Below are 13,949 nucleotides of genomic sequence, written 5' to 3' on the forward strand. Positions count from 1 at the left end.
GGATTGGGTCATAGTGTCTGTCCGTCCTCTACCTGCGGTGTTGTTTTGCTCCAGGTACTCATTGGGGACAGACTTAAATGACTACCCTTCGGATCGCGCTGCCCGTGGCTGGCAGCCATGCGGCACTGGTCCGCATGGCGGCGTATAATCGGCGGCAGATGACTTGGACGTTAGGAAACCATGACCGATAGCATGCAGCAGATGGCGCTCGACACGCTCGGCGCCTATTTTGGCTACACCTCGTTTCGCTCGGGACAGGACCGCATGGTCGATGCGATCCTTGCCGGCCGCGATGCGCTGGGCGTTATGCCCACGGGCGCCGGCAAGTCCATTTGCTACCAGGTGCCCGCGCTCATGCTGCCCGGCATCACCTTTGTGGTGAGTCCGCTGCTGTCGCTTATGGAGGACCAGACTCGCGCGCTGCTCGCGGCGGGCGCGCACCCCAGCTATCTCAACTCCAGCCTAACCCCGGCCCAACAAAACACCGTGCTCAAGCGGGCGCGCGAGGGCCGCTACCAGCTTATGTACGTGGCGCCCGAGCGCCTGCTCGAGCCGCGCTTTTTAGCCTTTGCACAGGAGGCCGCAGCGGACGGCGGCATTGGCGTGCCGCTCGTGGCCATTGACGAGGCCCACTGCGTAAGCCAATGGGGCCAGGATTTCCGCCCCGCCTACCTGCAGATTCGTGAGTTCATCGATTCCCTGCCGCGGCGCCCCATCGTGGCGGCCTTTACCGCCACGGCAACCGAGCGCGTCCGTGCAGATATTCAGCAGATGCTCGGCCTGCAAAACCCCGCGTGCGCGGTGACGGGCTTTGATCGCAAGAACCTCTACTTTGGCTGCGAGGAGATGGGCGACAAGGCCAAGGCCGCGTGGGTGCGCGACTATGTGATTGCGCATTCGAGCGAGAGCGGCATCGTGTATTGCTCGACCCGCAAGACGGTCGATGCGCTGGCGGGCGAGCTTGCCGAGGCGCTGGGTCCTAGCGGCATTCGCGTTGGCCGCTACCATGCCGGCATGGGCAACGACGCCCGCCGCCAAAGCCAGCGCGCCTTTATCGACGACGATATACAGGTGATGGTTGCCACCAACGCCTTTGGCATGGGCATCGACAAGCCCAACGTGCGCTACGTCATTCACAACAACGTGCCCGAGAGCATCGAGGCCTACTATCAGGAGGCGGGCCGCGCCGGCCGCGATGGCGACCCGGCCAGCTGCCACCTGCTGTGGAACGGCAACGATTTTCGCATGCGCCGCTTTTTGATCGATCGCGGCGATGCGGCTGACGAGGCGCTCGACGATGAGCAGCGCGCGTGGGCGCTCCAGAATCGATATCGCCTGCTCAGCCAGATGGAAGGCTACTGCAATACCACCGGCTGCCTGCGCGAATACATGCTGCGCTACTTTGGCGACGAGGCCGCGGCCGAGCATGCGGCCGTGGGTGGTGCCGCCGCCGACGCCGCCGAGGGCTGCGGCAACTGCAGCAACTGCCTCACACAGTTCGAGGTCGAGGACGTCACCGATATGGCCCGCGCCACCGTGCGCTATGTGGCCACGCGCCCCATGCGCTTTGGCAAATCGCTCATCGCCGATGTGCTCCACGGCGGCAACACCGAGCGCATCCGCCAAATGCATCTGGACGAGGACCGCGGCTATGGCGAGCTGTCGAGCGAATCGGTCGGGCGCATCAAGGACATCATCGGCCAGCTGTGCGGCCGCGGTTATCTGGCTACCTCGCAGGGGCAGTACCCGGTCGTGGGGCTGGGCCCGCGCGCCGGCGAGGTCGAGGACGAGGCGTTTGCCTTTACCGTTAAGCGTCGCGCTTCCAAGCGCAAGGCCTCGGCCCGCGCCCGCCGCGCGGTGGATCTGCTACGCGAGGAGGCCGAGCTGGATCAGCGCCCGCGCGTGGGCGACGATGCCGAGCTGTTCGAGCGCCTGCGTGCCCTGCGCAAGGAAATCTCGACCGAGCTCGAGATGGCACCGTATATGGTTTTCTCCGACAAGGCCCTGCGCGGCCTGTGCCGTCTGCGCCCGCAGACACACGACGAGCTTGTCCAGGTCAGCGGCATCGGCGAGAAAAAGGCCGACGCCTTTGGCGAGCAGTTTATGGCGGCGATTGAAGAGTTTGAGTCCGAGCATGCGCGGGATGGAGCGTAACGATGGCATCCGATAGCAAGACCGAACGTTCCGAGCGCGCCGAGGTTTCCGCCGTGCCGCTGTACCAGCAGGTCATGGATGACCTAAAGGGCGAGATCGCGCGCGGCGTGTACGCAGCTGGCTCGCGCATTCCTTCCGAGATGGAGCTTGCAAAGTCCTACGGCGTGGGGCGCATTACCGTGCGCCGCGCCATCGAGGAACTTTCGCGCGCGGGGTATCTCAGCCGTCAGCAGGGGAGGGGCACTTTTGTGTGCGCGCCCAAGCTCAAGCGCAAGATTCGCCAGAAGGGCGACGTCCAGAGCTTTACTGAGGGTTGCGCCGCCAACGACATGGTGGCCGGAGCGTGCCTGGTGTCGCGCACGGTGGTCGCGGCGACACGTGAGGATGCGGTGTTCTTTGGCGTGGAGCCCGGCTGCGAGCTTATCGTGGTCGAGCGCGTGCGCACGGCCGACGGCATCCCCGTCATGCTCGAGAACAACGCCTTTGTGCTCGCCGACCATCCCTACCTGCAGACGCTGGCCGACGAGGACCTCACCGATAACTCAATCTTTGCGCTCGTTGCCGAGCATTCGGGTCGCGCGCCGCTCAAGTCCGATCCCTGCACCGTGGAGATTGCGCTGGCGGATGCCCAGGCGGCCCCGCTGCTGGAGGTGCCGGTCGGCGAGCCGCTCTTCTATATGGAGGCCTACTTTACCGATGCAGACGAGCGGCCCTTGCTGCTCGGGCGCCAAAAGATCGTGGGCTCGCGCTACGTCTTCGACATCTAACGTCCACAGATAGAACAACATAGAACAAATTTGCTGAGATGACTTCACGGGCGTCGTCGTGCGTGCTATAAATAGGACAACATAGAACGACCGCAGGTACGAGCCGCCGCCGTTCAAAGCCGCCACACAAGGAGGAGCGTCACCGTGAACGCACACGATCTGATTCAGGAAATTATCGAGCGCAAGGGTAAGATCGAGAGCGTCTTTTGGATCGCCTGCGGCGGTTCGATGATCGACCTGATGCCGGCCAACGAGCTGCTCAAGCGCGAGGCCACCACGTTTGCCTCGACGGTCTACACCGCGCGCGAGTTTTGCCTGATGGCCCCCAAGAGCCTGGGGCCGAAGTCGCTCGTCGTCGCCTGCAGCCACAGCGGCAACACGCAGGAGGTCATCGACGGTTGCGAGATGGCGCTGGCCGCCGGCGCCGAGGTCGTGGCTATGACCGACTACGCGGGCTCCAAGATCGATAACGGCAAGTGGACCACCTGGGTCTATCCGTGGGGCAAGGGCGAGTCGCAGGCCGAGGTCCCGCAGGGCATCGGCGTTCTGATGGCTGCCGAGCTGCTCGACCAGCAGGAGGGCTACGAGGCGCTCCCCGACATGTACGCCGGCCTTAAGCAGATGGACGCGCTGTTGCCCGCCGCGCGCGAGAAGGTCAACGCCGAGCTGGGCGACCGCTTTGCCGAGCTCTGCCAGCAGCACAAGTTCTTCTATATCTTGGGTTCCGGCCCCAACTTTAGCCAGACCTACGCCATGGCCATCTGCTCGCTCATGGAGATGCAGTGGCAGCATTGCTGCTACATCCACTCCGGCGAGTATTTCCACGGTCCCTTCGAGGCTACCGAGCCTGGCGTGTTCTACTTTGTGCAGCTCGGATCGGGCGAGTGCCGCCCCATGGAGGAGCGCGCGCTTGCGTTCCTCGACACGCACACCGATACGGTTATGGTGCTCGATGCGCTCGAGTACGGCGTGGGCGAGGTGCCCGCCAGCGTGCGTTCGTACCTGGAGCCGATCTTCTTCTACGCGATGAGCTGCGAGCTGCGCGCAGCCCGCGGTAAGGTGTTCGACCACAGCCCCGAGATTCGTCGCTACATGGGCATCGAACAGTACTAGGTAATCGGGAAAGCGAACTTTTTAACCGGGAGCGATCTTTTGCGACGGGGCCCTCGCCAAACGCGGGCCCCGTTTGTGTTTTGGCGCCCTTTTCTGGGTGCCGGAAACAGCCGGAAAACGAGGTCTAATACTTTTCCCGAGAAGTGAACGACCTTTTTGGGACCCCCGAAGCATCCACACTTTTTGGCGTCAAAACCGCAGGAAAATCCCAATGAAACCGCAGGAAATGGGGCCTGAAAAGTGTCGATGTTTCGGGGGTCCGATTTGACTCGTTCACTTCTCGGGAAAAGTATTAGACCTGAATCTACGGGCGTGCTGTAGGGGGTCAAAAAAGCGGGCCTTGCCGGGGATTTCCCGCGCGGCCCGCTCTGCATGGCATCGATATGCGCGAAGTGTCGCGTCAAGCGGCGGCCTACTTTGCGTCGTAGGCCTCGGCATCCCACCAGTCGAGCTGGGCGATGTTGTCGCGGATGTGCTGGCAGCTCTTGTGGAAGCCCTCGAGCTCGTAGTCGGACAGGTCGAGCGTGTAGACCTCCTCGACGCCCTCGGCGCCGATCACGCACGGCAGGGACGTGAAGATGCCCTCCTCGCCATACTGGCCGGTCATGAGCGTGGAGGCGGAAAGCACGGCATGCTCGTTGTGAAGCACGGCGGCGCAGACGCGCGCGGCGGAGTTGGCAACGGCGTACTCGGTGCACTGCTTGCCCTGGTAGGTTACGTAGCCGCCCTTGCGTGCAAGCTCCTCGACCTCCATGTGGTCAAAGGCGTACTTGTCGGGGTTCTCGGCCTGAAGCTCGTTGAGGCTCTTGCCGGCGATGGTTGCGGCCTTAAAGGCGGCCAGCTGGCTAAAGCCATGCTCGCCGATCATGTAGGCGTCGATGGACTTGGGGCTCACGCCGACCTTCTTGGAGATCTCGGTGCGCAGGCGGGCGGAGTCCAGACCGCAGCCCGAGCCGATGATCTTCTTGGGATCGTAGCCGGTCAGGTGCCACAGCTCGGTGCAGACGACGTCGCAGGGGTTGGAGATGGAGACGAAGATGCCGTCGAAGCCGGCGTCGACGATGCGCTTGGCAAAGGTGCGCGCGGCGTCGGTGGTAAAGAACAGCTCGCCGTCGCGGTTGCCGGCGGCCAGCGCGACCTTGCCGGCGGCGTTGACGATGACGTCGCAGCAGGCCAGCTCCTCGTAGTGGTCGTAGCAGTTGACGATCTTGGTGTTGTACGGGACAAACGAAAGGGAGTCGCGCAGGTCCTGGACCTCGGACGTCACCTTGGCCTCGTTGATATCGCACAGGTACAGCTCATCGGCAATGCCCTGCATGAGCAGGCTGTTGGCGACATGTGCTCCTACGTGGCCCTGGCCGACCACACCGATCTTACGCGTCTGGTACATATATGTATCCTTTCGGCCGAGTTTTTCGCGTCGAACCATTGTAGCGTCCTACCGTCACTTTGCTAGGCTAAAGCGTCGCAGATTTTCGGGACATGCCTTAATTTCTACTTTTGGGCGTTTTGGGGCGAACTGTGCCCGGATGGCCGAAAGGTAGAAATTAAGGCATGTCCCGAAAATCTACCGCTGGGCGATACACTCGCGCGGATGGGGCCGCTCGTTGTACCATAACTGCAACTGACTCGTAAGGAGCATCCATGCCCATTCGCATTCCCGACGCCCTCCCTGCCGCCGCGCAGCTCGAGAGCGAGAACATCTTTGTCATGACCGAGTACCGCGCACTGCACCAGGACATTCGTCCGCTGCGCGTGCTCATCCTCAACCTCATGCCAACCAAAATCGCCACCGAGACGCAGATCATGCGCAAGCTCTCCAACACGCCGTTGCAGGTGGAGGTGGACCTGCTGCGCACCAAGACGCACGAGGCCACGCACGTGAGTGCCGGCCACCTGGAGACGTTCTACCGCACCTTCGACGACATCCGCGACATCCACTACGACGGCCTGATCATCACGGGCGCGCCGGTGGAGCAGATGCCGTTCGAGGAGGTCGACTACTGGCCCGAGCTCTGCCAGATCATGGACTGGTCCACCACGCACGTGCACTCTACGCTGCACATTTGCTGGGGCGCACAGGCGGGCCTGTATCACCACTACGGTATTCAGAAGTATGACCTGCCGGCAAAGGCGAGCGGCGTGTTCGAGCATTATCTGGTGAAGCCGCAAAGCCCGCTGGTCCGCGGCTTCGACGACCGTTTCTATGCCGTGCATTCGCGCAACACCGATGTGCGCCGCGAGGACGTGGAGGCCGAGCCGCAGCTTGAGGTCGTGGCCGTGTCCGACGAGGTGGGCCTGTACATCGTCAAGTCGACCGACAGCCGTCGCTTCTTTGTCTTTGGCCATCCCGAGTACGATACCGACACGCTGCGCCTTGAGTACGAGCGCGACGTGAAGCGTGGGCTTAATCCGGAGGTGCCGGCACATTACTTCCCGGGCGACGACCCCACGGCCGAGCCGCGCAACGTCTGGCGCAGCCAGGCTCAGCTGTTCTACACCAACTGGCTCAACTACTACGTCTACCAGACCACGCCCTACGACCTGGCCCGCGCCGGCGAGGAGCACTAGACCTGTCGGGAGGTGCGCCGGCCGTTAAGCGCTGATGATGTTGGGTAGCGGCAGGTCGTGGGCATTGGTGGGGACGTGGTCGACGCATTGCTCGTCAAAGGCGATGCCGATGATCTGGCAGTCGGGACGAAGTGTGGGCAGGTAGCGGTCGTAGCAGCCGCCGCCGTAGCCCAGCCGTGCGCCGGTGAGGTCGAAGGCCACGAGCGGCACGACGATCATGTCGAGCGCTTCGGCAGGCACGATGGGGAAGCGGTCGCTGTCGATGTCCGCGGCCGCGAAGGCTCGCGTGGGGTGGGCGATAAACGGGGCCGCGAACGCGTCTCCAGCTGCGACTGCCCGCATGCACATGCGCTGGCCGCTCGCGGCGGCTTCGGCTGCCGCGAGCATACAGGGGTACACGACGCGACAGCCGCGCCGTTCGGCGTAGCTGGCAAATGCAGAGGGATCGGGCTCGGATCCCATTGCCGAATACGTTGCCACGGTTACCGGGCCGCCTTGATGGTTGTCGAGCAGTCGGTCGAGTTTTGCTGCGAGCCGGGAAGATATCGTGGCCGACTTTTGCTCACGGAGAGCCTGCGGGATGTCGTCGCGCCGGGCAAGCGCTTCGGCGCGGGTGGCTTGTTTTTGTTGCACAACGTCGAGCATGCATTCCTCCAAAGCAGCTGTTCGGTTGCTACAAAGTCTATCCCTTCCGTCGCGAGAATGGGCAGGTTGATCGCCGGTCCTCGGGTCGGCCGACAATCCGGCGGTTAGCCACCGCTAACGGTTGCATGTGCGCAACTATGGTTGAGATGTGCATAACGCGAGTTACCATGGCCTACCTCCGCACTTGCGGGGTAGATTGAACCCCAGTTCAGCAGCACAACGCAAAAAGACGCGCGTTCGGGGTTGCCGTACGGTAACTTTGCATCCTCGTCTACTCAAAGAATGTTAGTCTGAACTAACTACCGTTCTATCCACACGTCCGAAAGGATCATCCATGGTCAGCATTTCCAAGACTCACTCCCTGCTCGTTGCCGCCGGCGCCGTCCTGGGCGTCGTTGTTCCCAAGGCTCTCGCGTCCGATACCGCCAAGCGTGCCGCCGTGGCTACCGTTGCCGCCGGCATGCGCGTCAAGGCCGGCTACCAGGACATTGTCGAGCAGGCCAAGGCCCAGGTCGACGACATCGTTGCCGAGGCCGAGTACCTCAACAACCCCGTTGACGTGGAGGTCGTCGAGGGCGGCAAGGCCGAGTAGACCTCGCGCCCAACGCTTGTCTCAACGACTCTAAGCAGCTGCGATCGCCCCCGGGCGACGCAGCTGCTGCTCTTTGGGGCGCACGTTTGACGCCCCGTACCAAGAGAGGCCTTCACGCATGAACTACACCATCCAACACGAGGTTCCCGGCCGCGTGCGCGTTAAGCTCGCCGGTCGCGTGCCCGAGGCGGATATCGACGCCCTCACGCGCGCCCTCCGCCAACATCCCGTCATCCAAAAGGCGACGGTCTATCCGCGCACGGGCTCGCTCGCCGTCGCGTTTGAGCCTGCCGCCCGCGCCCAGGCGCTCGCCGCCATCGCCGCTATCGACCGCACGGCCGTGGACGAGGCCCGCCGCGACTGCACCGTCGCGCTTGCGCCGCGCACCAACAGCCTGCTCATGGATATCGCCACGCTCCTCGGCGGACATTTAGCCCGCCGCTGGTTCCTGCCGGCACCGCTCTCCACGATCTATACCGTCTGGAGCTACCGCGGCTTTCTCAAGGCCGCGCTCGCGTCTCTTGCCGGCGCGCGCCTCGACGTGCCCGTGCTCGACGCCGCAGCCATCGGAATCTCCTTCCTCAAGCGCGACTGGCGCACCGCCGCCAGCACGATGCTTTTGCTCAACCTGGGTGAGCTCCTTGAGGACTACACCCGCGCGCAATCGCAAAACCAGCTCATTTACTCGCTGCTCGACGTGCCAGACTACGCGCAGCTCATCCCCTGCGGCGACCCGACGCTGCGCGGGGCGGAGGAGCGCCGCGTCCAGGCATCGAGCCTTGTCGCCGGCGACCTCATCGTGGTGCGCACCGGCATGCCCATCCCCGTCGACGGCACCGTCGAGTGGGGTTGCGCCATGGTCAACCAGTCCACGCTCACCGGCGAGCCGCTGGCTATCGAGCGCAGTGCAGGCGACGACGTCTTTGCCGGCACGGCCGTGGAGGACGGCGAGGCCTACGTGCGCGTGCGCGCTGCTGCGACCGATACCAAGCTGCGCTCGATCGTGAGCCTGGTCGAGCAGTCCGAGGCCTTAAAGGCCGAGTCGCTCAGCCGCCGTGAGCATATGGCCGACGCCTTTGTGCCGTGGAACTTCCTGCTCGCTGCGGGCGTCTACCTCAAGACCCGCAGCCTGGTGCGCACGAGCGCCGCGCTTATGGTCGACTACTCCTGCGCGCTCAAACTCACGGGCGCCATCAGCGTGCTCACGGCCATGAGCCAGAGCGCGCGCGAGGGCTTCACCGTCAAGGGCTCCAAGCATTTTGAGGCCTTCGCCACGGCCGACACCATCGTCTTCGACAAGACGGGCACCCTGACTGCTGCCGCCCCGCAGGTGGCGGACGTGCTTTCGTTTGACGGTTGGGATCGCACGCAGGTGCTGCGCTTCTCGGCCTGCCTCGAGGAGCATTTTCCGCACCCGGTGGCGCGCGCCGTGGTCAATGCGGCTGCCGAGGCCGGGCTCGAGCACCGCGAGCGCCATGCCGAGGTCGAGTACCTGGTGGCGCACGGTATCGCGAGCTCGCTCGACGACAAGCGCTGCGTGATCGGCTCCGAGCATTTTGTGGTCGAGGACGAGGGCGTCGCGATCGCCGACGATGTGCGAGCGCTGATTGAGGAGAAGCTCGACGGCCTCTCCAAGCTCTACCTGGCGGTCGATGGCGTGCTCAAGGGTGCAATCGGCATCCAGGACCCGCTCAAACCGGGCGCGCCCGAGGCACTGGCGCAGCTCCGTGCGCTGGGCTTTGAGCATATCGTGATGCTCACGGGCGACAACGCCAACGCCGCCGCGCGCATCGCTGGCAAGGCGGGGATCGATGAGTTCCGCGCCGACCTTTTGCCCGAGGACAAGCACACCGTGATCGAGCAGATGCGCGCGGCTGGGCGCCGCGTGGTCATGGTGGGCGACGGCGTCAACGACTCGCCGGCGCTCTCGGCCGCCAACGTGGGCGTGGCCATGGGCTCGGGCACCGCGATCGCCAAAGAGGTCGCCGACATCACGCTCACCGACGGCGACCTTGCCTCGCTCGTGGTGCTGCGCCGTCTGGCGCTCGGACTCGAGGAGCGCATGGACGCATCGTTTAGCGAGGTCATCGGCCTCAACTCGCTGCTCTTGGCGGGAGGCGTTGCGGGGATTATCGCCCCGCAGGTGAGCTCGCTTATCCATAACGGCTCCACGGTCTTCCTCTCGGCGCGAAACGCCCGCGCCTACCAGGTACGCTAGCCGTGCGAGATTAAGACAGCCCAAACCACCACACAAACCACCACAAAGGGGACAGGCACCTCTGTGGTGGTTTTTGCTGAGGACGAGTGTCTGGGGCAGTTTGTCTAAATCTGTAACAGTTACTCGGCAAAAACGGGCCTAGGTGTTACAGATCGAGACAAAGGGCCGGTGCCATTCGGAACTATCTCGATCTGTAACATCTGGAGCCGATATTGCCGTCTAGCTGTTACAGATCGAGACAAACCGTCGCAGTGGGCTGTGCCGCCCCGTCCAAGCCGCAGAAAAAAGGTAGATTTTTAGGCATGTCCTAAAAATCTACCTTTGTGCGTTAGCCTAGCAGGTCGACTACGTTGAAGTTGGCGTTGCTCTTGGCGATGACGTCGCGTCCGCCAAAGACGCAGGTTGGCGACTCGGCCGCAATGCGCGTCACATCGGCGCCGAGTGCGCGCAGCTCACCGGGCGTCGCGGCGAGCATCTGGGCACGACGTTCCTCGCGCGCATGCGGATCGAGCCCGGCCAGGTAGGTCGTGTTGCGGCGCTTGGTGAGCGCGTACGGCTTCACCGGCGCGTCCATGCCGCTCACGCAGCTCACGATAAAGCCCTCAAAGGCGGCCTCGTCGGGCTCAAAGCTGCCGAGCCATTCGCCTGCGTGCGCCACGCGCTCAATCGAGGGATCGATTGCCGGGTCGCGGTAGGTGTAGAACGCCGTCTGGCGCTCGCCGGCCGCGCGGAATCCGCAGCCGTACGCACCGCCTTTAACGCGGATCTCGTTCCACAGGTAGTCGTAGGAGAGCGCGTTGGCGGCAACCGCCCAGGCGCCCGTCACGTCAATACCCAGACGACGAGGGTCGCACGCGCTTGCCGCAAAGCAGATGTCGCTGGGGATGACAAAAGCCTCGTGGCGGTCGCGCGGTGCCGGCACCACGAGCGCGTCGCGGCCGGCGCCGCCGTGGCCCGCGCCAAGCCCCAGGTTACCCGCGGCGGCCCAGTACGCGTCAAAGTCCTCGTCGCTGCCGGTAAAGCTCGCCATGCAGCCGTCGACCACAAAGATACGACCTGCCAACTCGGCAAGCTTGGCGCGCAGGTCGTCCAGTCGCTCGTCAAAGTGCTCGAGCAGATCGCGCAGGAACAGATAGAAATCAACGCCCGAAAGCTGCTCGCGCACCACGGCCGAAGGCGAGCTGTAGCTCATCGCGCGACCGAGCGCCGCCGAGTGGCCGTTGTTGATAAAGCCCTGCTCGAGCCCAATGCGAATCTGCGTGAGCACGTCGCGCACGCGGTCAGCGTCGGCATCGAGCAAAAGCGTGCTCGACCACACCTCGCGCGGCAGGCTCGCCAGCGCGTCGATCTTCTCGGACAGGGCGCCGGCGCTCACCAGCAGGTAGGGGCGCACGCCGTCCACGTCGGGCTGGGTCATGACCTCGGTCGTAAAGCTCAAAAAGCCCAGCTTGCCGGCGAGCAAGTTGTCGAGCTCCTCGGCCGAATGCTCGCGCGTGGGCAGCTGCTTAAGCAGGCGGCAGAGCAGCGTCACATAGGGCAGGTCCTCAAACGCGACGCAGCTCAGGTCGAAATACTGCATGGCGTAGGCCAGGCGGTTGGTGGGGATACCGTGGCGCAGGCAGGGGATAGGCGCGGTCGTGTCCACGACCAGCGGCGGCTCGGGGCGCGCCTCGCCAATGTCGGACACGCGCAGGCGCGGCAGCGTTGCCTTGGCCTCGGGCGTGTCTTCCGCCTCCTGCGCGGCACGCAGCGAGGCCGTGCGCTCGACCACGTCGGCCAGCTCGGCCTCGGTCATGGCATCGCGCTTGGCGGTGAGCTCGGCTGCCTCGGCGCCCTCCGAGCCGGCACCGGTGTCCACTGGCACCAGCTCGACCAACGCCATGTGGTCGTTCTCCAGCACCAGCTCGCGCAGCAGGTCCTCAAAGTAGTTGCCGTCCAGCTCGTCGCGAAGCTCCTCGTACACCGGGCCGTACTTGAGCGCCAGCGTCGCGGCGTCGTCATCGTAGAGCCAGGTGCTCAGCGCGTCGCACGCAATGGCCACGCCGTCGGCGATACCGTAGTCGCGCTGGCGCAGGTCGTATTCGTTGCTGCTGATGATAGCTTCCAGGCGCTCGCGCGGAACGCCGTGCTCGCACAGGTCGCGGCAGGCGTCCTGGAACACGCGGCGCAGCTCGCGCGCCACGCTGGGCTGCGCGTTTTGCAGCATGATGAGCTCGTAGGGCTGCAGGCTCTCGGCCGCGGTGTAGCTCACCACGTTGCCGCCCAGGCCGGCGGCCAGAATGGCCTTCTTAACCGGCGCTTCGTTGGAGCCCAGCAGCGCCTCGAACAGGATATCCGCCGCGATCGTGCGCTTGCGGTCGAGCGCGCTGCCCAGCACCAGGCCCAGGCCCACCAGGGCGTTCTCGGGCGTGGTGGCCATCTCGACGCGCTTATACTCGCAGGTCACAGGCGCCTGCACGTCCAGAGGATTGGGTGCCAGCGCAGACGGGTTCTCGCCGGCGGCGACGGCGGCGTCCATGCGGCGGCTCGCGGCACTCGGCTGCGACAGATAGCGCTCGTCCAAAAAAGCCAGCGCGCGGTCCACGTCCAGGTCGCCGTAGAGCGTGATGTAGGAGTTGGAAGGATTGTAGTGGCGCGCGTGCGTGTCCAGGAACTGCTCGTAGGTGAGCGCGGGAATCGCGCGCGGGTCACCGCCGCTCTCGTGCGCATAGGCGGTGTCGGGATAGAGCGCGGCGTTGACGGCGTCGTCCAGCACGCTCATGGGATCGGACAGCGCACCCTTCATCTCGTTGAACACCACGCCGTTATAGCGCAGCGTGCCCTCACGCAGGCTCGCGGAGCTGCCGTCGCCCTCGCCCGCGGCGCCCTCCGGCAGGTCCAGCTCGTAGTGCCAACCCTCCTGCTCAAAAATGGTGGGCTTGGTATAGATGGCCGGGTTGAACACCGCGTCCAGGTACACGTCCATCAGGTTGTACAGATCCTGCTCGTTGGTGGTGGCAACGGGGTAGATGGTCTTGTCGGGGTAGGTCATGGCGTTGAGGAACGTCTGCATGGAGCTTTTGATCAGGTCCACGAACGGCTCCTTGACGGGAAACTTGGCCGATCCGCACAGCACCGAGTGCTCAAGAATGTGGAACACGCCGGTGGAATCGGCCGGCGGCGTCTTAAAGCCAATGGCAAAGGCCTTGTTTTCGTCGTCGCACGCCAGGTACAGCAGGCGGGCGCCCGAGGCGACGTGACGCAGCACGTAAGCGTCCGAGTCGAGCTCGGGCACGGTCTCGCGGCGCTCGACGGCAAAGCCGTGGCAGGTGGTGCCGGGCACCAGCAGCACGGCAGCAGCGGCGCGCGGGTCGGTTGAGGTAGTGGACATATGCAGTCTCCTTTGACGCCCCAGCGGGGGCGAATCGAGTCGAATCCCCGAGAGTATACCCATATGGGCCCGCAGCTCTGCGACGAACTGCAGACGATGCCGGCGGATCGGACGATGCCTCCGCGTGCGGCCACTGCTTGAACGTGGATTTCTGGACGTCCGCTACACGAGAGTGGAAATCCGGACACACGAGCGAGGAAATCCGGACGGTTACCGAACGAGAGTGGATTTTCGGACGGAATCAGCCTCAAAAAGCCCAAAAACCGTCCAAATATCCACTCTCGATTTCAAACCGTCTAATAATCCACTCTCGGTATCTTTTACGTATCTCTAATACGAGAGATAGCAGAAAGACGAGAGATAACTACGAGAGATAGACAGGAGAAAAAACAAACGGCTTATCGGACGCATATACCGCTGTCAGATTGAGGCCGTATGCGGAGGTGGATGGGTCCCACACTCCGCTGCTCAAAATAACTCCCCCCGCTTGCCGAAACTTGCTGGAAATGGCATGGAGCG

Annotated in this window: 9 protein-coding genes; 6 read left to right on the plus strand and 3 right to left on the minus strand. The window is 63.9% G+C overall.

Features of this window, described 5'->3' with window-relative positions:
* Positions 1 to 180 precede the first annotated feature (180 nt).
* The 3 genes from AAAV21_RS06620 to AAAV21_RS06630 all read left to right on the plus strand — a co-directional run bounded on the left by AAAV21_RS06620 (position 181) and on the right by AAAV21_RS06630 (position 4,034).
* Positions 181 to 2,154 carry an ATP-dependent DNA helicase RecQ gene (locus tag AAAV21_RS06620; RefSeq protein WP_349108277.1) on the plus strand — a complete coding sequence of 658 codons (1,974 nt, stop codon included), beginning with the start codon at positions 181 to 183 and terminating at the stop codon, positions 2,152 to 2,154.
* Positions 2,155 to 2,156: 2 nt separating this feature from the next.
* The gene (locus AAAV21_RS06625) at positions 2,157 to 2,921 is read left to right on the plus strand and encodes a GntR family transcriptional regulator (RefSeq protein WP_349108278.1); all 765 of its coding nucleotides are present in this window, start codon (positions 2,157 to 2,159) and stop codon (positions 2,919 to 2,921) included.
* A 144-nt stretch (positions 2,922 to 3,065) separates the two neighbouring features.
* Positions 3,066 to 4,034, plus strand: coding sequence for an SIS domain-containing protein (locus AAAV21_RS06630; protein ID WP_349108280.1), 969 nt, complete (start codon positions 3,066 to 3,068; stop codon positions 4,032 to 4,034).
* Between the two features lie 412 nt (positions 4,035 to 4,446).
* On the opposite strand, the gene AAAV21_RS06635 is transcribed toward AAAV21_RS06630, so the two are convergent.
* Positions 4,447 to 5,424 (minus strand): L-lactate dehydrogenase, encoded by a 978-nt coding sequence (locus tag AAAV21_RS06635; protein ID WP_349108283.1) that lies wholly within the window; start codon positions 5,422 to 5,424, stop codon positions 4,447 to 4,449.
* A 254-nt stretch (positions 5,425 to 5,678) separates the two neighbouring features.
* On the opposite strand from AAAV21_RS06635, the gene metA reads away from it, so the two are divergent.
* A complete protein-coding gene (gene metA / locus AAAV21_RS06640) occupies positions 5,679 to 6,605 on the plus strand; it encodes a homoserine O-succinyltransferase (RefSeq protein ID WP_271739874.1) in 927 nt (308 codons plus the stop codon).
* A gap of 24 nt (positions 6,606 to 6,629) precedes the next feature.
* Here the strand turns inward: metA and AAAV21_RS06645 are convergent, their stop codons facing one another.
* Entirely contained in the window at positions 6,630 to 7,262 is a 633-nt protein-coding gene (locus AAAV21_RS06645) for a 5-formyltetrahydrofolate cyclo-ligase (protein WP_349108285.1), read from the minus strand.
* A 322-nt stretch (positions 7,263 to 7,584) separates the two neighbouring features.
* On the opposite strand from AAAV21_RS06645, the gene AAAV21_RS06650 reads away from it, so the two are divergent.
* Together AAAV21_RS06650 and AAAV21_RS06655 are read left to right on the plus strand one after the other, a co-directional pair.
* A complete protein-coding gene (locus AAAV21_RS06650) occupies positions 7,585 to 7,842 on the plus strand; it encodes a DUF6110 family protein (RefSeq protein WP_117758500.1) in 258 nt (85 codons plus the stop codon).
* A gap of 118 nt (positions 7,843 to 7,960) precedes the next feature.
* Entirely contained in the window at positions 7,961 to 10,060 is a 2,100-nt protein-coding gene (locus AAAV21_RS06655) for a heavy metal translocating P-type ATPase (RefSeq protein ID WP_349108287.1), read from the plus strand.
* A gap of 328 nt (positions 10,061 to 10,388) precedes the next feature.
* Here the strand turns inward: AAAV21_RS06655 and AAAV21_RS06660 are convergent, their stop codons facing one another.
* Entirely contained in the window at positions 10,389 to 13,430 is a 3,042-nt protein-coding gene (locus tag AAAV21_RS06660) for an insulinase family protein (RefSeq protein WP_349108290.1), read from the minus strand.
* Positions 13,431 to 13,949: the final 519 nt, after the last annotated feature.

Origin of the sequence: Collinsella sp. CLA-AA-H302, assembly GCF_040093305.1 — a bacterium.
Taxonomy (GTDB): Bacteria; Actinomycetota; Coriobacteriia; order Coriobacteriales; family Coriobacteriaceae; genus Collinsella.

Coding starts and splice junctions, on each gene's coding strand:
- AAAV21_RS06620 (WP_349108277.1), top strand. CDS start 181: ATGACCGATAGCATGCAGCAGATGGCGCTCGACACGCTCGGCGCCTAT.
- AAAV21_RS06625 (WP_349108278.1), top strand. CDS start 2,157: ATGGCATCCGATAGCAAGACCGAACGTTCCGAGCGCGCCGAGGTTTCC.
- AAAV21_RS06635 (WP_349108283.1), bottom strand. CDS start 5,424: ATGTACCAGACGCGTAAGATCGGTGTGGTCGGCCAGGGCCACGTAGGA.
- metA (WP_271739874.1), top strand. CDS start 5,679: ATGCCCATTCGCATTCCCGACGCCCTCCCTGCCGCCGCGCAGCTCGAG.
- AAAV21_RS06650 (WP_117758500.1), top strand. CDS start 7,585: ATGGTCAGCATTTCCAAGACTCACTCCCTGCTCGTTGCCGCCGGCGCC.
- AAAV21_RS06655 (WP_349108287.1), top strand. CDS start 7,961: ATGAACTACACCATCCAACACGAGGTTCCCGGCCGCGTGCGCGTTAAG.
- AAAV21_RS06660 (WP_349108290.1), bottom strand. CDS start 13,430: ATGTCCACTACCTCAACCGACCCGCGCGCCGCTGCTGCCGTGCTGCTG.